Raw genomic sequence first — 18628 nt, forward strand, 5'->3', positions numbered from 1 at the left:
CCGCGGACTACCTGGTGCGCTCAGTGCGGTCGTCGTACTCTTCGCGGGCGGTGATGACTTCTTCGATGTGCAGCACGGACCACTCCGTGAGCGCCTTCAGCGGTTCCCGTAGCGTCTGGCCGAGCGCGGTCAGCTCATACTCCACGTGCGGCGGCACCTCTGGGTAGACGGTCCGGCTGACCAGCCCGTCGCGTTCGAGGGTGCGCAGCGTCTGGGTGAGCATCTTCTCGCTCACGCCCGCCAGCGCCTGCCGGAGCTGGCCGAACCGGGAGGTCCCGCTCCGGCCGAGTTCGCCGAGCACGAGGACCGCCCACTTGCTGCCGATCTGGTCGAGCAGGTCGCGCGACGGGCAGCCGCGCTCGTACGGATCGAATGACGGCATGGGCCCGGTCACATTCTCGACAGCAGCCATACGGCTCACCTCAATGCTTTCGCTGCGGTAAGTACCCTACCAAGAAGTGGCTACTCCCCAACAGAGAGTGTCCAGGTCATTCTGTGTTCCATCCCGCGGCGGACGGACCGCGGCAGGCGTGCAAGGCACGCGCGGATGGAAGGAATGACCATCATGCCGATCGTCGTCACCGGAGCCACCGGCCAGTTGGGCAGGCTCACCGTCGAGGCACTGCTGCGGCGCGGGATCCCGGCCGCGGACATCATCGCGACCGGCCGGGACATCGCCGGGATCAAGGATTTGGCCGACCGAGGCATCACGGTACGCCGCGCCGACTTCACGGACACCGACGGCCTGGCCGAGGCATTCGCGGGGGCGGAAAGGCTGCTGCTGATCTCGGCCTCGGTCCCCGTGGGCGAGCGGGTCGCCAACCACCGCCGCGTGATCGACGCCGCGGCGTCCGCAGGCGTGTCGCTAGTGGCGTACACGAGCACGACGCACGCGGACACGGCCACCACCGTCATCGGTGCCACGCACGGCGAGACCGAGGCGTATCTGCGGGACCGCGGAATCCCCAGCGTGCTGCTGCGCAACGGCTGGTACCTGGAGAACTACACCAGCCAACTGCCGCAGATCCTGCAGAACGGCGCGGTCGTCGGCGCCGCAGGCGAGGGGCGGATCAGCGCCGCGTCCCGCGCCGACTACGCCGAGGCCGCAGCGGTCGCCCTCACCGCTGAAGGCCACACCGGCGCCGTGTACGAGCTCGGCGGCGACGAATCCTTCACCCTGACTGAGCTCGCCGCCGCGATCTCCGCTGCGGCCGGAAAGCAGGTTACCTACGCTGACCTCCCGGTGGCCGACTTCGCCCAGGTACTGACCGCCGCGGGCCTACCCGCCGAGCTGGCGGAGGTCCTTGCTGACGCTGACCGCGGCATGAACCGCGGCGAGATGTACACCGACTCTGGCGACTTGCGCCGCCTGATCGGTCGCCCGCCCGTGACCCTGGCCGAGGCACTCACGGCCGCCCTGCATGACTGAGGTTGAACTTGTGATGTGGCCGGGTTGCTCAGGTGGGTCTGATCGTCAGGCCGGTCTCGGCGAGGCAGCCGTCTATGAGTTCGCTGCGGTACTGGATGTGCCGTAGGCGAAGGCGACGTTGGAGAGCCAGCCGCGTCGCAGGAGGGACCAGATCCCCTCGACCGGGTTGAGGTCGGGTGCGTAGGGCGGCAGATAGTAGATGGTCAGCCAGTCCCGGGCCTCGGCGAACTTTTGCAGGTCGGCGGCCTTGTGGACGTTGAGGTTGTCCTTGACGAGAACGATCGGGCCGCCGAGCTGCTGGTGTGCTGCGATCAACAGGTCCCGGTAGTCGCGCCAGGAGAAGCTCTTGCGCCCATCGCGACGGCCGTCGTCATGGCGGGGCCGGCAGATGAGCCTGGAGCGGTGACCGAGTTTGTAGCAGGTCAGCGCGGCGATGGAGATCCGTCTGCGGGAGCGGCCGCGGACCCGTACCACCGGGGTCCGGCCGCGCTGTGACCAGGTCTTCGCGTGCGGCGGCGTCATGGAGAATCCGGCTTCGTCCTCGAAGACGAGCCAGGCTCCACGGGCCGCCGCGAGTCTTCCGCGCAGGGCCACACCTCCTTGACCCACCCGGCCACCACCCCGTCGTGCCGCTCCATGGCCCGTCGGGCCGGGACCTGCCAGGACCAGCCGTTACGCGCCAGCAGTTTCCGCACGCCCTGGATTGTGTAGGCCATGTGAAAGCGCCGACCGATCACCGTCTTGATCCGCGCCAGTGTCCAGCGCTGGTCCTCCCAGCCGTGCGCGGCTGGCCCCTTGGCCGGCTCCGCCTCAAGCTGCGCGAACTGCTCCTGGCTCAGCCTCGGCAGCGATGCCGGCCCCTGCGACCGCAGGGCCCGCGGACCGCCCTCGTCCCACTTCTGCCGCCACCGTTGTACCGAGCGGACGTTGACGCGCAGAGCCTTGGCGATGACCGAGCTCGCCTCGCCCTGGGCGAACCGCTCGGCCGCCTTGAGCCGCAACTCCTCGCGGAACTGCTGCCGTTCGGCAGTCAGCCCGCCTCCCTGTGGATACCGCATGCCCCGGTGATACCGCACGGGCGACGAGCCATCAGCCCCTACGACACCACGAGTTCAACCTCAGTAGGAGATGATTCCCGGTACGGTCCCAGGGTGAAAGCACGGTTGATCAAGTGACGGCGGCGGGCAGGTCAAAATGTCTTTTCAGGGGTCTCCAACCAAAACCCAGGCCTACTGAGACCCCGTAACCCTCTCTATTGAATTTCAGCGTCCGGGGGTGGTACCTGGGGCGCCTCTTGTTCCTCTACCCGGGCAACGCCCCCCACATTGCCGATTGCGTCCCGTTGGCTATCTGACACCGTCCCGGTGATGACGCCAATCGTGGGGAGAACCTGCCGGACCCGCATTCCGGCGGCCCGAAGCTGGTCTGCAACCGCCTTGATACGTTCCTGGTGAGCGTCCTCAACGGTGACCATGATGTTCTGGTCCATGCTGACACCTCCAGGTTCTGGCTGCTGACGCCAGTGGCCGGATATCCACGGGGCCGCGGGGCCTGTGACCGGTTGGCCGACGGGGCGGCCGGCCAACCGAGGGGAGCGACTACTGCGGGGCCTGGACCAGGCCCGCGCCCACGTCCACGGAGGAGATGGGAAGCCGCCGCGCGGACCGGATGAGCAGTGCATACAGGGCGGCGCCGCCCATGCCGGTGGCCTGCGCCCACAATGCGGCGCAGCCCGCCACGTGCGGGGTGGCCATGCTGGTGCCGGAGATCGTCTTATACCGGTCGGGCATCTTCCACGAGGAATACACATTCACGCCGGGTCCGACGATGTCGACCTGGCCGCCGACGACCGGGTTGCTACGCGCCGAGAAGTTCGCGATGTCCAGTTGGGAGTCTACCGCGCCGACAGCCATGATGGACGGGCTGTTTGCCGGCCTGCCGACGAACCCGAAGCTGCCGTGGGCGCGGTCGGCGTTGTTGCCGGCGGCGGCAATGATCAAGCAGTTGTTCGCCAGCGCCCGCCGGCCGGCCGCCTCATAGGCCGCCGACACGGTGGGCACGTTAGCTCCGAGGGACATGGAAATGACCCGGCAGTGGTTATTCACGGCCCATTCAATGCCGGCAAGGATCTGCCCATCGGTTCCGCTGCCCTGGTTGTCCAAAACCTTGCCGATGAAGATGTTGTCGTTGTGGGCGATGCCGTAGCGACGGGTGCCCCCCGGCGGGCGCTGCGGCCCGGACGTGGTGCCGGTGCAGTGTGTGCCGTGACCGTGACCGTCGTCCGGTGCCTGGTTGGTGACGAACGATCTACTCGTGATGCGGCGGCCGGCAAAGTCGGGGTGGAGCATCGTGAACCCGGTGTCCAGAATCGCGACCGGCACCCCCTGCCCGCTGAACCGGGACGTGTCGGCCCGTACGGCCTGCAGGCCCCAGGTAAACGCCGCCGTGTCGGCAAACAACGGCGCGGCCTCCACCGCGACACCGGCAGCACCGCCGTTGGCGTGCTCATATAGCGCGCTCGCCGCGTCCCGATACCCCCGCAGGTACTCCGTAGCGATCACCCCCGGCTGCTGCAGCGCATGAACCATCAGCTCCGGCTCCACCGCCTCGATCCGCTCGTCCTCGGCCGCCGCCGTGCTCAACGCCTCCAACCGGTCCTCCGCACTGGCGACCACCGCGAGTCCGAGCGTGGGATACAGCACGGCCTCCGACTCGGTTAGCTCCTGTAGCTCAGCGGCGCCCTCGGACAGCTCACGACTTTCCACGACGTTCGACACTCCGGCCAACGACTGGCACGTCGCCCTCATCGCGTTCGCATCGCCCACCACATCATCGGCCAAGGTCAGCACATAACGCCCCGTCGGCTCGCCCGCCTCACCCCGCAGGTACTCCGACAGAGCGCCGTCGACCTCGCCGTCACCAAACTCACCCGGCACGCTCATCATCACTCAACACACCCTCTCTTCGCTCGTTTGATGAAAGGCCGTGCTTCACGAGTCGCCACTCCCCGGCGGCACCCATTTGCCGACCCAACGACGTACTCTCTGCCGTGCTCGATGAGTCCCGGGATCGTCCCAGGTCGGGCTGCGGCAAGCCGCTGATAAAGCGGGGCGGTGCTGTGTTGCTGCCATGCGGGCATATGCCACAGCGACGCACGGAGCATCCGTACCCGGCGCTCCACGAGACGAACTTGGCTCTGCCTACGTTCACCTTTTTGACCGTGCGGATGTTCCATCCCGGCTTTCCGCAGGTCGTCACCCGCAGCGGCGGCTCCATCCACGACCTGCGCGCCTACCACCTCAACGACCAGACCCGCTCGCTTAAGATCAACAGCAACGACTGCGGCTGACGCCGCGTTCTTACCGACCCGGGCAACCGCTTTGCACTAATAAGACGTCATTTCAGTTGGTGAGCCTGCGGTGACATATGAGTGTCGCGGCGATGGCCGTGAGGGCGAGAAACTGCTCAGGCCGTTGTCTGTGGCTTGTTGGTTGGACACGACGCCATCCTTCCCGAGCAGGATGCGAGGTTTCGCGAAATACTCGCTCTCGGCACTTGTCCAGCCCCTCGACCGAAGTGAACAGGCAGGGGTAAGGACGCAGGCCGGCCATCTCCCGCGCATCATGGCCGGCCTACGCAACCTCCGACTGGCGAAGGCCCCTGGCCCTCCTCGGCCTCACCGGATGAATCCGGGCAGACCTCGATCATGCAAGGGACCTTGGTCCCGAAGCCGACAGCTTCGCGCCCCGGCGTTTGGGTCAGGTGAGGTTGATCGTATGGTCGATCGAGGTCACCGGCGCGATTATCTTTCTCATGCCGAGCAGTCGGGAATCGGTGCTGCCCGTGGTCCAGCACCAGTCGAATGCCCGGTCTGGAAGTTGGGTGGTGAATTCGCCACTCCAGCTCCGACTTCTGTCCTGATTCTCCGCGAAAAAGAAGTACTTCGCCCCGTTGACCGGGCCGGAACGCACCTTCACCTCTGTGCTCGGAGCGACCTGGAACCATCCTTTCTTCGACCACGGGTCACCCTCCGAAGCGCAGTCGCTGTTTGAGTAGGCGTAAGCAACCCAAACCGTCCCCGACGTGCTGTTCTGAAAGTAGAGTCCCATGGTCATCCCTCCTGCGGCGTGGGGTCGTCACCGCGACCGTCGTCGCCGGCGTGGTCGCTCTCCACGCCGGGACGGTGGTCCTCACCGCTGGAGACCTCCGCCGTCCGGTCCATCGGGACCGCCTCGGCCGTCTGGCCCGGACGGCGTGATCCCCGATATTCGGCAGCCTCGTCCGCCGTCCAGACCCGTGACAATTTCTCTGCCATGACGCGACACCTTCCTCGGTTGAGGCTGCCTCGAAACGGGCATGTTGCCGGTTGGTCCCGTTGCGCCAGGAGCGAAGCGCCCGCCGGGGTCGCCGCTCTACCAGCACTCTGAGTGAATCTCCCCCATCTCCAAACTAGCTTCAGCGCATCCGCGTCGCATCTTGGCGAGTGATCAGGGAGATCCGATCACGAATGCAGGACACCAAGTCGCCAATCCCAAGAAATGCGAGCGGGGCCTTGGAAGGTGTCGCGCGGTGCTCGTGCGGTATCTGGAGGGGGGCGTTAACAGCGGCTAACGCAATGAGCTGAGTTGTCGGTGTGTGATCAGGCAGCAGGCGAGTCTGAGGAACGCTTCGTGGATGTCGGCTCGGCGTTCCCAGCGTATCCGCGCGCGCCGGAAGCCGTGCAGCCACGCGACGCTTCTCTCGATCACCCAGCGGTGGGTGCCCAGTCCGGTGCCGTGCCGTGTTCCGCGGCGGGCGATGGCCGGCACGATGCCGCGTTCGCGGACTTGGTCGCGGTAGATGTCGTGGTCGTAGCTGCGGTCGGCGAAAAGCGAGTCGGGTTCGCGGCATGGTCGTCCGACCCGGCCGCGGACCGGCGGGATCGCGTCGAGCAGGGGCAGGAGCTGGGTGATGTCGTTGCGGTTGCCGCCGGTCAGCGACACGGCGAGCGGGGTGCCGTGCCCGTCGGTGATGAGGTGGTGTTTCGAACCGGTCCGGCCCCGGTCGACCGGCGAGGGGCCCGTGTGCCCCTTTAGCGCCTGACGTGGGACGAGTCGACCACGCAGCGGGACCGGTCCAGCCGCGAGGCCGCGTTCAGTTCGGCCGGCAGGACCTCGTGGAGCCGTCGCCGGACGCCGGCCTCGTTCCAGTCCCGCAGGCGTCGCCAGCAGGTCATGCCCGAGCCGAAGCCCAGCTCCTTCGGGAGGTACTCCAACTGGATGCCGGTGTGCAGCACGTACAGGATCCCGCACAGCACCTCCCGGTCCGGTAACGCCTTATGGCCGGGATACCGGGAGCGGCGCTCACGCTGCGGCAGCAGCGGCTCCAGGCGGTCCCACAGCTCATCCGACACGATCCACGGTGACATCCCCACACCGAGCCGAACGCTCAACCCGCGCCACGGACACGGCAGCCAGCGCCGATCCACCTCAGGAAACCTTCCAGGCCGAGAAGGGCCTGGCCGGGCTCGATGAGCACCAGGTCCGCGGCTACCCCTCCTGGAGCCGCTGGGTCACCCTCGCCATGCTCGCCCACGCCTTCCTCGCCGTCGTACGCGCCGACGAACACGCCCACCACTCCGGGCCAGGTGAGCTGATCCCACTCACCTGCAACGAGATCCAGCGCCTGTTCATCACACTCGTTGTCCAGCCCGTCCACGACGCGGATCACCGGCTCAGCTGGTCCCACTGGCGACGTCGTCACCAGGCCCGATCGTGGGCCGGCCATTACCGGTGGCAAGCAGCCCAGGCATGACCGAGCGGTTTCAGTCGGCGAGTTCCGTCAGGTACGGCGCTCGGTATTCGGTCCGGATCACCGCGCGCACGGGGACCAGTCACCCGGCGGTGGCCAGGCGGCGCCGAAGCTCCTCCTGCGAGACGTCTTCCACGTGGGTCAGAAACACCCACATGTGACCTGCAGGGTCCTTGAGGATGACGGTGCGGTCACCGTGGAACATGTCCTTCGGCGGCTGGAGGATCTCAGCGCCGGCGGCTTCTGCGCGCTCCGCCAGGCTGTCGACGTCCGGCACGAAGACGTGCAGCGTGACGGAGGTACCTCCGCCGAGCGAGGTCGGCGCGGCGAAGGAGGCGGCCTCCGCCTCGTCCACGCTTGCGTCGCCCAGCATCAGGGTCGACCGCCCGATGGTGATCTCGGCGTGCAGAATCCCGCCGCCCGGAGCGTCGATCCTGAAGTCCTCACGGGCACCGAACGCCCGCTGGTAGAAATCGATCGCCGCGGCGGCGTCGTCGACCATGATGTGCGGGATCACGGCATAGCGGTAACGGTCGGGGATCTCGATGTGGTCTGTGCGCTCGGTCACGGCGAACCTCCTTGAAAAGGCACCGCTGGTCGGTTCCTGCGGCTCTGGAAGGAACCTAAAAGCTCAAGTTCGGTTGAGGTCAAGCGTCGATGTGGCCCTGCAAGTCCTGCCTGCGGAGCACCTGCAGGCCCTGCCCTGCCAACCGGAAGGCACAGCTCGCCAACTCGAGTGCTCATCCGCCAGCAGAAGCGTTGAGTCACATCAGGCATGGAGATCACGATCTACGGCTGGAGTACTGATCCTCATCCCCTCCTACTTCGCCCAGGGCCCCATGCACGGCCGCATCTCCGGGCGGCCCTGGACACTGACCTACCCCCTCGGCGTCGGTGAGCAGCCCACACATGCTGCTAACGCCCTCAGCCCCCCACTGGGACACACTCGCGCTGCCGTCCTGGCCAGCCTGCGCCACCCCGCCACCACTACTGAGACAGCCGACCGCGCCGGCATCTCACTGTCCTCGGCCAGCCAGCACACCACCGTCCTGCGCAAGGCCGGACTCATCGCCACCACCCGCACCGGCACTGCCGTCCTGCACAGCCTTACCCCCCTCGGAACGGCCCTGCTCCATCACGACACCGGACTCAAGTAGCGGGGGACGAGCGCGCGCTGCTTCACCCCGTCGGGTCACCGTCCGACGGGGTGAAATGCTGCGGGTGGGAGACGCGAGCAAGCCGGCCGCGCGCCGCTCGGGCTCGGCGCGGGGAGCGCCATGGCGGTGGCCGAGCACGGCATGGTTCTCCCTCAAGGCCCTGCGGCAACGGGGTGGCCACTACGGCGACCGGCTGCAAGATGCCGGGTGTGTCGTAGCGGCCCAGTAGCAGACTCCTGGGCCGCGCCAGGGTCCCGGTGATCGCGCCGATTACGGCCTCGGTGGTGTCCCGGCGGCGCACCTTGGACCAGCCGCGGACCCCGGGCGGATAGTGCTGCGCCCGGCCCTTGATCACCAGTCCCTCAACCCCGGGCTGCCGGGTCCACGTCGTCAGCCACTCCTGCGCGACCCGCACATCGTCGGTGGCCCGGCACAGCAGCCACGGTGGGGCTACGGCGTCCTTGGTGAACGGCCGCTCCAGCCGTGCACGCCGCACAGCGTACGGCTCCTTCAGCAGAGGCCTGCCGCCGGCTTGGAGGACGTCGAAGGCGACGAAGCTCGCCGTCATCTCAGCAGCGAGCCGCACGGCGGTACACCCGCGCGAGGCGGCCCTACGCTGCAAGGCCTCGAACGACAGCCCCCCCCGCCAACTCCCACCAGCAGCTCGCCGTCGGGACCAGGCCCCCGGGCAGAAACCGCTCGGCGGCCGCCACAAAGTCCGGGAACCGGTCGTGGATCAGGGCGCCGCGCCGGGACCGCATCAGCACCGGCCCACCGCCACGGCCAGGGGTGAAGACCGGAGCCCGGTACCCGTCGAGCTTCAGCTCGAAGGCGAGACCGCCGGGCAGCGCCCCGGGCGCGGGAAGTTGATCCCGCCCCTGGAGCGGCGTCGAGACGGTCTGGTGGAGTTAGAGGGCGTCGATGTCGGGGCGGAGTTTGCCGTGGTCGACCAGCCGGGTCACCACGGGGGTGCATTCGGCCGGCCGAGTGCGGTAGAAGCCGCGTGGGGTACCGGCGCAGACGGAGTGGCAGGCCGCCGCCGTGATCGCGGCGCGGGACAGCGCGCCGATCCGGAGGTCGGTGAGCGAGTCGTGCACCAGGTCGGCGTTGGCCTGGAGGTCGCCGGCGAGGCTGCCGGTGTCGGCGGACGGCAGTGAGCGCTCGGCCATGTCGCGGGGCAGGTCGGTGGCGAGTTGGACGGGGGAGCCCCGGCGGCGGTGGATGGTGGTTTGGCCGACGCCCGCGTTCGCGGCGATCTGGTCCATGTTCAGGGTGTGGAACCCGGCGGTCACCAGGGTGCCCTCGGTGGCGTCGAGGACGGCCCTGCGTATCTTCGCGGTACGGCCGCCGGGGCACGCGGTGGCGGGCTCAGCCGGCCGGTTCTCGCTCAAACGGGACCTCTGCTCCGTCAGTGGCTCCGACTCTGCTATCGCCTCGGGGTTGCGCTTGAAGTTTCCACCGCCGCTTCCTCGGGTTCGGGCGAGTTCTGTCAGCAGGAGGGGCGGTAGTCGAACTGTGGGAAGAGGGCCTTCCACTGGTCCGGCTCGACGCCCAGCGGGTGGGTCGCGCAGAGGCGGTCGTAGACCTTCTGCGGATCGCGGTCGAGGAGGTAGGTGTATTCCGGGCCGCGGTCGCTCGACAGGGCGTCCGCCACCACCGTCATGAACGGCGTCCGCCCCGGCAACAGGTCCACGCTCCGCACGCCCTGAAGGGTGGCGAAGGCCGGCATGCGCCAGCTGCCGTCCGCGGCGACGTCCCAGACGCGGTACGGCTCGGCGGTGAGCACGCGGCTGCCGTCGAGGTCGGGCGTGATGGCGGTGACCTCCCGGTCGAGGTGCTGGGCGTGCCGGAGCACCGGGTGGCGCGGGTCGCGGATGTCGTAGAACCGTACGGTGCCGTCCTGGAGGGTCGTCGCGAGCAGACCGCCGCCGACCGGGGTGTAGCCGCCCGAGGCGGCCGGGAGCGTCCCCACGGACTTGGGGTGCCGAATGTGCCGTAGGTCGTACAGCCTGGCGGTCTGGGCGTCGCCGTCGGTGAGCAGCAGCCGTAGGGAGTGGACGTAGACCGCCCGGGCGGTCGCCGCGCCCTTCAGCGGCTCGGGCACGCGGAACGGGTGCGCGGGGTCGCTCAGGTCCCACAGGCGCAGGTCGAGGCCCCGGCCGCGGCCTTCGCCCTCCACGGTCGCAAGCGCTCTCGGGCCCATGAAGACCATGCTCTCGGGCTCGGCCGAGGACGTCACCGCGATCACCGCGCGCCGCACCGGCCGGAGCGGGTCGCTCAGGTCCCAGATCGCGGCCGTGGGATCCGACGAGCTCCCGACGACCAGCAGCCGGCCGTCCTCGGAGATGGCGGTGCGCACGTTCGGTGAGCGCACCGGGATCTCGGCGCCCGCCACCGGCGGCCCGTTGCCGCCGAGGTCCCAGATCCGGAAGGCGTGCTCGTCGGTGTCCTCGGTCCATCGGTGCGCGAGCAGCACCGGCCGGTCGCGGCCGGGCAGGAAGTACTGCGCCTCCCACGGCCTGGGGACGGTGAACCGCAGTTTCGGCGACCGCCCGCGCACGGTGTCCGCCCCGCTCATGTCCCAGACGTGCGGCACGCTGTGCATGGAGCCGACGACCGCCTCGTCGGTGAGGACGAACCGGCCGTCCCGCGTGTACGGATAGGCCCCCGGGTCACCGTCGGCGAGGGTCCCCCGGAGGGCGAGTCCGGGCGTTTGCTCGGGCCAAAGGCGTACGTTGCCGCCGACGTCGCCCACCGCGAGGTAGGCCCCGTCGGGACTCCAGGCCACCGCCTGCGCGGGCTCGCCGCTCGGCACCGAGCCGCGCTCGTTCACCGAGGACAGCAGCTCCGGTCCGTCGTGTTCGGGGATCTTCCGGATGGCGGCCTTGCCCGGCCGGGCGCCATACGCGGCGGCGAGGGCGGAGCCGTCGGGGCTGAAGCCGAGCGAGGGCAGGTTGCTGCCGTAACCCCATTCGTTCTCGGACGAGTCCGTCGGTCTGATCCGGGCGAGCCGCCGTCCGCCGTCCCGGACCGTCCACCAGGCCATCGCGCTCTCGCCTCCGGTCGCCACGAGCGTGTCCCGCCTCGGGTGGAAGGCCACCGCCATCACCGAGTCGGCCGTGGCGGTGGTGAGGAGAGCGGGGCGGGCCGGATCGCGGACGTCCCACAGCCGCACCTCGGCCGCGCGCTCCTTGCCGGAGGCGTCCTCGCTCACGCCGTTGCCGGTGGCGAGGAAACGCCCGTCACGGTTGAATGTCACGGCCATCAGGGGGGCCCGGGCGACTTTCCTGTCGTACAGCGGGCGCGGAGCGGACGGCACGGAGACGTCCCACAGCCGCAGCCGCCCGTTCTCCCCGCCCGCCGCCAGCGTCCGCCCGTCCGGGCTGAAGGCGAGGCTGTACGACTGGTCCTTGGCGAGCTGCAGGCCCCCGAGCCGCTTCGGGTGTGCGGGCTCAGCCGCGTCCCACAGCGTCAGCGCGTTCGTGCTCAGCGCGGCGAGCAGCGGGGAGCGCGGGGAGAAGGCGAGGGGCGCGGTGCCGTGCAGTTGCTCCAGGGCGGCGCCGCGCACCGGCGCGTTCGGCCGGCTCAGGTCCCAGAGGCGGACGACGCCGGTGCGCTGGCTGGTGGCGAGGACGTGGCCGCCGGGCCCGTACGTCAGAGCGACCACCGGCTGCCGGACGTCACCGCGCAGGTCGACCTGTGGCCGGGAGAGGTAGGCGGCGTAGAGGCTGGAGCGGGTGGCGCTGGTGTCGGCGGTCCTGTACGCGGCGAGGCTCAGCCGCAGCGCGGTCTGCGGGTCACGATCGCGCATGGTGTCGGCCTGCGCGGCCAGCTGCTCGGCGACGGCGACGCTCTCGCGGGCCTCGGCGTCGCGCTGGGCGCGGTCGGCCCGCACCGCGAGGAAGGAGGCGAGGACGGCGAGCGCGGCCACGACCGCCCCGACGCCGGTGCGGATCCGACGGGTGCGGCGCTCGGCCCGGTCGCTGGCGGCGAGGAAGTCCCGCTCCACGGGCCGGAGTCGGGGGCCCTCGCCCCTGAGTTCCTGCCGCGCCGCCGCCAGCTGGTCGCCGCGGTACAGGGCGCTCTTCTCGCGGTCCGCCTCCGCCCAGCTGTCGGCCGCGTCGCCCACCCGGCGCAGGACGAGCAGCCGCACCCGGTCGTCGCGGATCCAGTCGCGCAGCCGGGGCCAACCGTAGAGCAGCGAGTCGTGGCACAGCTGGGCCTCGCCCCGGTCGAGGACGACCAGGCGGGTGTCGGCGAGCCGGTCGAGCAGCTCGCGGTCCTCCCGCTCGGCCTCGCCCTCCGCCTCCGGGACCGAAAGGCGGCGACGGGCGACCCGGCCCTCGGAGTCGACCAGCGTCACCATGCGCAGGAGGAGGTCGCGCAGCCGCTCGCGGGCCGCCGGGTCCAGCGCGTCGTGCAGCTCGTCGGCGACCCGGGCGACCGAGCCGCGGATCCCGCCGGCCGCCTCGTACCCGGCGAAGGTGAGCTGGGTGCCGCGGCGCCGGGCCCAGGTCTGCTGGAGGGCGTGGGCGAGGAACGGCAGCGCGACGGAGTCGGCTTCGCCGCCGGGCGCCTCCCGGCGCAGCTCGTGCAGCAGACGGCCGGCGAGTCCGTCCTCCAAGCGCAGGCCGGCGTGCGCGGCGGGCCGTTCGATCGCGGCGAGCAGCTCCTCGTCGGACATGGCGGGGACGGTGAACTGTCCGGCCCGCAGCATGCGGGCGAGCCGCGCGTCGCGCATGCAAGGCCCGTAGAAGTCGGCACGCAGACCGAGGACGATCCGCGGACCGGTCGCCGCTCCGGCGCCGGAGACGGCCCGGACGAACAGCTCCCGCTCCTCCGGGTCCGCGCAGTCGGTGAAGAGCTCCTCCAGCTGGTCGATCACCAGGACCTCGGGCCCGCCGGTCCCGAACCGCCCGGCGCCCAGCTCCCGTTCGACCTCTTCGAAGGGTCGGTCCACCGCCCGCGCCCAGCGCTCGACCAGGGTACGGAAGGGTCGCGCGCCCGGCCCGTCGACCAGCACCACCCGTCCCGTGCCCCGCTCCTCGAGTCCGGCGACGAGCCCGGCCCGCAGCAGCGAGGACTTCCCGGCCCCGGAGGCACCGACGAGCACCACCGGCCCGTCGCCGTGCGTCACCCGGTCGAGCAGCTCGTGGGCCAGCTTTTCGCGCCCGAAGAAGAGATGGCGCTGCTCGGGCAGGAACGGGCGCATGCCGGGGTACGGGCATGGGCCGCCGCCCGCGGGCACGTCGGCTTCCTCCGGGGGTGCCGGAGAGCCCGCGTTCCGCGTCACGACGAGATCCGCGGCCCGGCCCACGCCGTCCGCGTACGGGCGGGCGGGGCCGCCCTGGAAGCGCCGGTCGAGGATCCGGTAGACGTCGAGCAGGGTGAGCCAGCGCGGCCCGCTCGGATCGCCGTCCGCCAGGAGCCGCACCAGCTCGCCGCCGAAGAGGGTGTACGGCTGGTCCACGGGCGCGAAGGAGGCGGCGTAGCCGGTCGCCGAGGCGAGCAGGAAGCTGCCGGGCGGGCGGGCGGTCGCGTACGGGTCGCGGTGGGCGTCGCTCGGGGCGGCCGCGGCCCGCCCGGAGAAGCAGCAGTCGAGGACGACGACCGCGCGGGCGGGCGCGTCGCCGAGCAGATTGCGCACCTCGGCGTACGGCACGGCGGTGACCGTGTCGTCGGGCCGCACCGTGGCCGCGGTGGCCAGATAGAGCTGCCCGCCCGGGCCGAGCAGGCCGTGCCCGGTGAAGCAGAACAGCACTACGCCGCCCGCCGCCGCCTCGATGGCGTCACGGAGCGCGGCGAGCACCTCCGTCGGGCCGGCCGGGTCGATGAGCTCGGTGACCCGGTCCGCCGCCATCCCGCACCGCTCGCGCAGCACCCGGGCCAGCTCCCGCGCGGTGTGCGCGGCGCTCGGCAGGTCGGCGAGCCGCACGCCGCCGGCCGGGCCGCCGCGCTCGCCCGCGCCCTGCCGTCCGGTGCCGACGACGACGGCGCGGCAGGCAGGTCCGGCGAGATCCCCCCATCTCTCCGTCACGGTTCAGGGGTTCTCGGGATCCGAGGTCTGCCGCGCCGGCTCCTCCAAGGCCCGCGCCACCTCCAGCGCCAGCTCTCCGCTGCTCTCCGGCGCGAGGCCGCGCACGCCCTGGGAGGTGACGACGACCTGAGTGCCGTCAGGCTTGGTGATCGTCACGGTCTGGCTGCCGCGCCGGGTCTGCAGCCAGGCCACCACGCCGGCCGCCAGCGTCACGGTCAGGCCGCCGGGCTGGAACAGCAGCTCGATGACCGCGCCGAACCCGCCCATCGATCCGGGCGCCGGCGACGCGGGGACGAGCGGGACGACGGCCGGCCGCAGCTCGGGGTCGCCGCGCAGCCACTGCCGCAGCTCGTAGGAGTCTTCGGCGGTACCGCTGACCTCCAGGGCGATTTCCACGTGCACTGACCTCCGTAGCGCTCCGTCGCGGCGGAGCCGTACGAGGCTACGCCCGTAACTCCCTTACCTCCAGGTCCGTTTCGGTCGCCACATGGTTCCGGGCGCGCCGAAGGCCGGACCCACGCATAAGGGATCCGGCCCTCACCGCATGAACGTGTGGCCCAGCTAGGGTCTGTCTCTCCGATCACGAGCGGAGCCAGATGACGATGGTCGCGAAGGTTACGGTGCCCAGGAGCACATGCGCTCGCTTGCCATAGGGGGTCGCCACAGCTCGGAAGCCCTTGAGCTTGTTGATTGCCCGCTCGACAACGTTGCGTTTCTTGTGCCGCTCCTTGTCAAAGCCGGGAGGCCGGCCGCCATGCAAGCCGCGCCTGACGCGGTTGGCCACTTGTTCGGCCTTCGGCGGAATGACGTGCTGGATGCCTCGTTTGCGCCGGCGCCGCAAGAGCGACCCCGGCATCGTCCCCCGAACTGCCCGCGAAGATCGATCAGCCGCGCCTGGTGCAGCTGAAGCATCCGTCCTCCGCCCGCGACAAGCAGTCATCCCGAACACGGACTTCCGCCCGCCGTCTTCTGCCGCCGGGCGGTTGGCGGCTACTGGTCGGGGTGGACGGCTTGGACACCGGTACCGGCGTAGGCCCTGGGTGTGAGGGCGAGCAGGTACCGGCCGGTGGGGTGGGCGGGGGAGGGGCGGGTGGCGTGGATGGCGTGGACGGCGGCCCAGGAGTGCCCGAAGCGCAGCAGTTCGGTGGTGGTGACCGCGGCGTCGGTGTCGAACGCCTCGATCCGGATGAACCGCAGCCCCTTGATGCAGCCGAGCAGCCCGGGCCGCTCGGCGTCCCCGGCCCTCAGGGAGAGCACCGGCGCATACAGGTCCCCGAGTCCGCCGGAGGCCTGAACGTAGAACGCCGCAACCGCCTCGTTGAACGGATCCTTCGGGTCGAACAGCGCCCCCGCGGTCGTGTGGTCCGGGACGACCGCGATCGCCGCCACTACGCGGCCGTCCGCGGACCGTGAGCGGTGGCGCCCAGGCGCTCCAGCAGCGCCCGCGCCTTCGCCTCCGCCTCCGGACTCGGCGCGCTGCCGAGAGCGGACGCGAGCTCGGCGCGGGCCAGCTCGGCGTACTCGGCCTGCGTCGGCGTAGTCGGGCTCGTCTCCGGCGCCGTGCTGGGAGCGCTGCGATCAAGAGGTTTGCTTCGGGGGATGCCGCTGCAGCGGTGAGGGGACAGTTCGTGCGCGGCTGCTTTCGACGGAGCAAGCAGGAGGTGAGCGGACGGTCGGTGGCGTCCGGGTCTTCCTCGCGGCGCCTCCCGGGCCTAGTCGGCCGCCGTCTCCAGGGTGGCGTGCCAGAGCGGGCTGTCGACGTAGTGGTTGTCGTACAGCTCGGAGGAGTCCTTGATCTCCTGGGGGCTCGCCTCGCCGCGCATGACGCGGCCGAGCAGGCGCAGGTAGTCGAAGCGCGGCATGCCGGGCGTGAAGGTGAACAGCACGTCGGCCGTGGAGCCGGGGGCCGCGGCGAAGGCGTGCGGAGTGTGCGGCGGGACAAGCAGGAAGTCGCCCTCGTTCAGCGTCATTACCTTCGCAGGTCATGCTCCCTCTCACCGCGGAGCGATGTACGGGGTCGCGCACCGTGCATCGGGACGCGGCGGCACGAGGTGAAGCTCGGGGGCGGCACCGCGGCGCAGCTGCGCCATCCGCTCCGGGAGCGGACTCCAGCCCTCGGTGCCGGCGAGTTCGGCGTTCACCTTGGCGACCGCCGCGGTGTACGCCCGTCCGGCGCCGCGCGGTTGCAGGGTGGTGGCGGTGGGCCGGTGCTGCGGTCCGGTCTCCTCGTCGACGGTGCCGGAGTGGTTGCCACGCACCGAGACCCAGAGCGCGTCCGCGCTGCCGGTGACCTCGCTCATCAGCAGGCGGTGCACCAGGAACCAGGCTGCAGGGCGGCCCGGGTCGCGCGGCGCAGCGGGTAGACCCCGACGGAGACCGGATCGTCCGGGCGGGCGTTCTGCGGCCGACGCACGATGCGGACCTCCTCCAGGGCGGGGGAGAGGTCTTCCCTCGCGCACAACTCGCCGACGCGGGAGCCGGTGTCCAGGGTGACCGAGGCCATCGCCAGCATCCGCACCCAGCGGGGGAAGCCGCGGGTGAGCAGGCCGCCCTCGGCGGTCCAGTGAGTGCGCCGCCCGATGTGTCGGCTACCGTCTGCAGACTGGTACGCATCCGCTCGCGGCGGGCATAGGGCCGGGGGTGCAGAGTGACGGGGGCTCTAGAACCATGGTGTTCGAGTCCCACACGCCCGCCTTCACGACCACGGCTCCGCCTGTTAGCGTCGCCGTGGAGGCTCGTACGTGCCTGCCCCGGACGAGACGTGCGCCGTACCCGGTCTGCAAAGACGACGCATACAAGGAGACGTCATGGGTGCCCGCGCTTCTCTGATCGACTTCACCGGAGCGACGCCCAGCCCTCGTGGACTCGATGTCCGATGGATCCACGGCTCGCCCTCGGCCAAGCACAACACTGACCCGGACATCCAGGTCCACGCCTACGACGAGCACACGTTCATCCTGCGGCAGAACATGGCGATTGACTACGAGGCGCCGTTCCTGTTTTTGCTCTTCGGCAATGAGCGGGCGGTGCTGATCGACACAGGAGCGACCGCATCCGCCGAGTTCTTCCCTCTTCGCCAGGTGGTCGATGAGCTCATGGAGTCCTGGCTCGTCCGTTACCCCCGACACGGGTACCAGTTGCTGGTGCTGCACACCCATCCGCATGGCGACCACATCGCCGGCGATGGCCAGTTCACTGATCGTCCCGACACCACGGTGATCGACGCGAAGCTGGCCACCGCCTGGCCGTACTTCGGATTCGCGGACCATCCCGATGCCGTGGCGCAGGTCGACCTCGGGGGCCGGGTGTTGGAGTGCCTGGCCACCCCGGGCCACCATGATGCGGCCGTCACGTTCTACGACGCGTGGACTGGGTTCCTCCTCACCGGTGACACGGTCTACCCCGGCCGCTTGTACATCAAGGATTGGCAGGCATTCAGTCGGACGATCGATCGCTTGATCGACTTCTGTGACCAACGGAAGGTCACCCACGTACTCGGCTGCCATATCGAGATGACCCGGCAACCGGGCGTGGACTATCCGATCCGCACCGTCTACCAGCCCGACGAGCCCCCACTGCAGCTGACCACCGGCCACCTGCGCGAGATCCGCGCAGCGCTGAAGGAGATCGGTGACCAACCCAGTCGGCGCGCCTTTCCGCTGTTCATCCTCTGCCCTGACGCTTGAGCGGTACCGACAAGACCGGGACCCGTCCCGGTTCCCCGGCTGTCCGTCTCCTCGTCGGTGACGGGTCCGCCGGGGTCGGTGATGAGGAATTGGTGGTAGTGGACGCCGCCCGGGCCGTGCCCGGTGGTGATGGGATCGGTCACTGCGGTTGTCCCTGTTGGTGGACGGCTATTTGATCCACAACCGGCCCCCAGTTCCTGCCCGCCAGCGGCAGAACATCCCGTCCACGGGCGGAGCCCGCAGCCGCCCGGCACCACTGTCCACCCACACCAGCTCCGCCATCGCCGGGCCCAGCAGCGCCTCTGCCACCGCCACCACCTCCGGGAAGACGACCGCGTCCCGCCCCACGACCCGCCACCGGTCCAGATCACCACCCGCAACCAGGAAGGCGCCGCGGCCACACCGTCTCTCGCTTCCAGCCGTAAGCCTGCTCCCACCGCCGGGCCCCACCGCCCGCGCCAGCGCGAACACCCGCTCCGGCTCCGCACCGGCCCGCACCGCGCGCCGCGCCACCGGCCCACCGCCGCTG

19 protein-coding genes, 3 pseudogenes and 1 riboswitch are annotated in these 18628 nt (G+C 70.3%); of the genes and pseudogenes, 5 read left to right on the forward strand and 17 right to left on the reverse strand.

Annotated features, from left to right (window positions below; all coding sequences use genetic code 11):
- Window positions 1–7: 7 nt before the first annotated feature.
- Window positions 8–412: a winged helix-turn-helix transcriptional regulator gene (locus IG05_RS0101000; protein ID WP_030338382.1), complete on the reverse strand. Its 405-nt coding sequence runs from the start codon at window positions 410–412 to the stop codon at window positions 8–10.
- 144 nt (window positions 413–556) lie between these two features.
- On the opposite strand from IG05_RS0101000, the gene IG05_RS0101005 reads away from it, so the two are divergent.
- Window positions 557–1429 (forward strand): SDR family oxidoreductase, encoded by an 873-nt coding sequence (locus IG05_RS0101005; RefSeq protein WP_078893788.1) that lies wholly within the window; start codon window positions 557–559, stop codon window positions 1427–1429.
- Between the two features lie 28 nt (window positions 1430–1457).
- On the opposite strand, the pseudogene IG05_RS50425 reads toward IG05_RS0101005, so the two are convergent.
- From IG05_RS50425 to IG05_RS0101025, 3 genes and pseudogenes are all read right to left on the reverse strand, one after another.
- Window positions 1458–2487: pseudogene (locus tag IG05_RS50425) on the reverse strand (IS630 family transposase).
- Window positions 2488–2681: 194 nt separating this feature from the next.
- On the reverse strand, window positions 2682–2918 hold the full coding sequence (locus IG05_RS0101020; RefSeq protein WP_030338385.1) for a hypothetical protein: 237 nt from the start codon (window positions 2916–2918) through the stop codon (window positions 2682–2684).
- 109 nt (window positions 2919–3027) lie between these two features.
- Window positions 3028–4374 (reverse strand): S8 family serine peptidase, encoded by a 1347-nt coding sequence (locus IG05_RS0101025; protein ID WP_030338387.1) that lies wholly within the window; start codon window positions 4372–4374, stop codon window positions 3028–3030.
- Between the two features lie 269 nt (window positions 4375–4643).
- On the opposite strand from IG05_RS0101025, the gene IG05_RS49880 reads away from it, so the two are divergent.
- Window positions 4644–4778, forward strand: coding sequence for a hypothetical protein (locus IG05_RS49880; protein WP_267883295.1), 135 nt, complete (start codon window positions 4644–4646; stop codon window positions 4776–4778).
- A 409-nt stretch (window positions 4779–5187) separates the two neighbouring features.
- On the opposite strand, the gene IG05_RS0101035 is transcribed toward IG05_RS49880, so the two are convergent.
- Window positions 5188–5538 carry a DUF1036 domain-containing protein gene (locus IG05_RS0101035; protein WP_030338389.1) on the reverse strand — a complete coding sequence of 117 codons (351 nt, stop codon included), beginning with the start codon at window positions 5536–5538 and terminating at the stop codon, window positions 5188–5190.
- A 498-nt stretch (window positions 5539–6036) separates the two neighbouring features.
- A protein-coding gene (locus tag IG05_RS44335; protein WP_234335710.1) for an IS5 family transposase occupies window positions 6037–6836 on the reverse strand; the annotation gives its coding sequence in 2 pieces (ribosomal slippage) (window positions 6037–6516 and window positions 6519–6836; 798 coding nt in all).
- Window positions 6837–6898: 62 nt separating this feature from the next.
- Here IG05_RS44335 and IG05_RS44340 point away from each other — a divergent pair.
- A pseudogene (locus IG05_RS44340) lies at window positions 6899–7222 on the forward strand (IS701 family transposase); the annotation flags it as partial.
- Window positions 7223–7301: 79 nt separating this feature from the next.
- On the opposite strand, the gene IG05_RS0101060 reads toward IG05_RS44340, so the two are convergent.
- Window positions 7302–7787: a VOC family protein gene (locus IG05_RS0101060; protein ID WP_030338392.1), complete on the reverse strand. Its 486-nt coding sequence runs from the start codon at window positions 7785–7787 to the stop codon at window positions 7302–7304.
- A gap of 271 nt (window positions 7788–8058) precedes the next feature.
- Between IG05_RS0101060 and IG05_RS48860 the strand changes: the two genes are divergently transcribed.
- On the forward strand, window positions 8059–8376 hold the full coding sequence (locus IG05_RS48860; RefSeq protein ID WP_051789354.1) for an ArsR/SmtB family transcription factor: 318 nt from the start codon (window positions 8059–8061) through the stop codon (window positions 8374–8376).
- 22 nt (window positions 8377–8398) lie between these two features.
- Here the strand turns inward: IG05_RS48860 and IG05_RS43535 are convergent, their stop codons facing one another.
- The 9 genes and pseudogenes from IG05_RS43535 to IG05_RS48870 all read right to left on the reverse strand — a co-directional run bounded on the left by IG05_RS43535 (window position 8399) and on the right by IG05_RS48870 (window position 16916).
- The gene (locus tag IG05_RS43535) at window positions 8399–9091 is read right to left on the reverse strand and encodes a hypothetical protein (RefSeq protein WP_078893792.1); all 693 of its coding nucleotides are present in this window, start codon (window positions 9089–9091) and stop codon (window positions 8399–8401) included.
- A gap of 193 nt (window positions 9092–9284) precedes the next feature.
- Window positions 9285–9767 carry a TetR-like C-terminal domain-containing protein gene (locus IG05_RS0101075; protein WP_030338394.1) on the reverse strand — a complete coding sequence of 161 codons (483 nt, stop codon included), beginning with the start codon at window positions 9765–9767 and terminating at the stop codon, window positions 9285–9287.
- Window positions 9768–9865: 98 nt separating this feature from the next.
- On the reverse strand, window positions 9866–14413 hold the full coding sequence (locus IG05_RS0101080; protein WP_030338395.1) for a caspase, EACC1-associated type: 4548 nt from the start codon (window positions 14411–14413) through the stop codon (window positions 9866–9868).
- A 3-nt stretch (window positions 14414–14416) separates the two neighbouring features.
- The gene (locus IG05_RS41750) at window positions 14417–14809 is read right to left on the reverse strand and encodes an effector-associated constant component EACC1 (protein ID WP_158838700.1); all 393 of its coding nucleotides are present in this window, start codon (window positions 14807–14809) and stop codon (window positions 14417–14419) included.
- Between the two features lie 184 nt (window positions 14810–14993).
- Window positions 14994–15197 carry a hypothetical protein gene (locus IG05_RS44350; RefSeq protein WP_420707550.1) on the reverse strand — a complete coding sequence of 68 codons (204 nt, stop codon included), beginning with the start codon at window positions 15195–15197 and terminating at the stop codon, window positions 14994–14996.
- Window positions 15198–15403: 206 nt separating this feature from the next.
- A complete protein-coding gene (locus IG05_RS0101090) occupies window positions 15404–15802 on the reverse strand; it encodes a hypothetical protein (RefSeq protein WP_030338398.1) in 399 nt (132 codons plus the stop codon).
- Between the two features lie 323 nt (window positions 15803–16125).
- Window positions 16126–16377: pseudogene (locus IG05_RS0101095) on the reverse strand (cupin domain-containing protein); the annotation flags it as partial.
- Window positions 16378–16407: 30 nt separating this feature from the next.
- Window positions 16408–16713 (reverse strand): hypothetical protein, encoded by a 306-nt coding sequence (locus tag IG05_RS48865; protein WP_234335711.1) that lies wholly within the window; start codon window positions 16711–16713, stop codon window positions 16408–16410.
- A complete protein-coding gene (locus IG05_RS48870; protein ID WP_030338402.1) occupies window positions 16713–16916 on the reverse strand; it encodes a hypothetical protein in 204 nt (67 codons plus the stop codon). The genes IG05_RS48865 and IG05_RS48870 overlap by 1 nt, the downstream gene beginning before the upstream one ends.
- 224 nt (window positions 16917–17140) lie before the next feature.
- Window positions 17141–17208: riboswitch (guanidine-III (ykkC-III) riboswitch) on the forward strand.
- Between the two features lie 12 nt (window positions 17209–17220).
- Between IG05_RS48870 and IG05_RS0101110 the strand changes: the two genes are divergently transcribed.
- A complete protein-coding gene (locus tag IG05_RS0101110) occupies window positions 17221–18099 on the forward strand; it encodes an MBL fold metallo-hydrolase (protein WP_030338403.1) in 879 nt (292 codons plus the stop codon).
- Window positions 18100–18267: 168 nt separating this feature from the next.
- Here IG05_RS0101110 and IG05_RS46530 read toward each other — a convergent pair whose 3' ends face one another.
- Window positions 18268–18447, reverse strand: a complete 180-nt coding sequence (locus IG05_RS46530) for a hypothetical protein (RefSeq protein WP_234335712.1) — start codon at window positions 18445–18447, stop codon at window positions 18268–18270.
- Window positions 18448–18628 lie beyond the last annotated feature (181 nt).

The sequence above is a fragment of the Streptomyces sp. NRRL S-1022 genome, from assembly GCF_000720135.1.
Classification (GTDB): Bacteria; Actinomycetota; Actinomycetes; order Streptomycetales; family Streptomycetaceae; genus Streptomyces.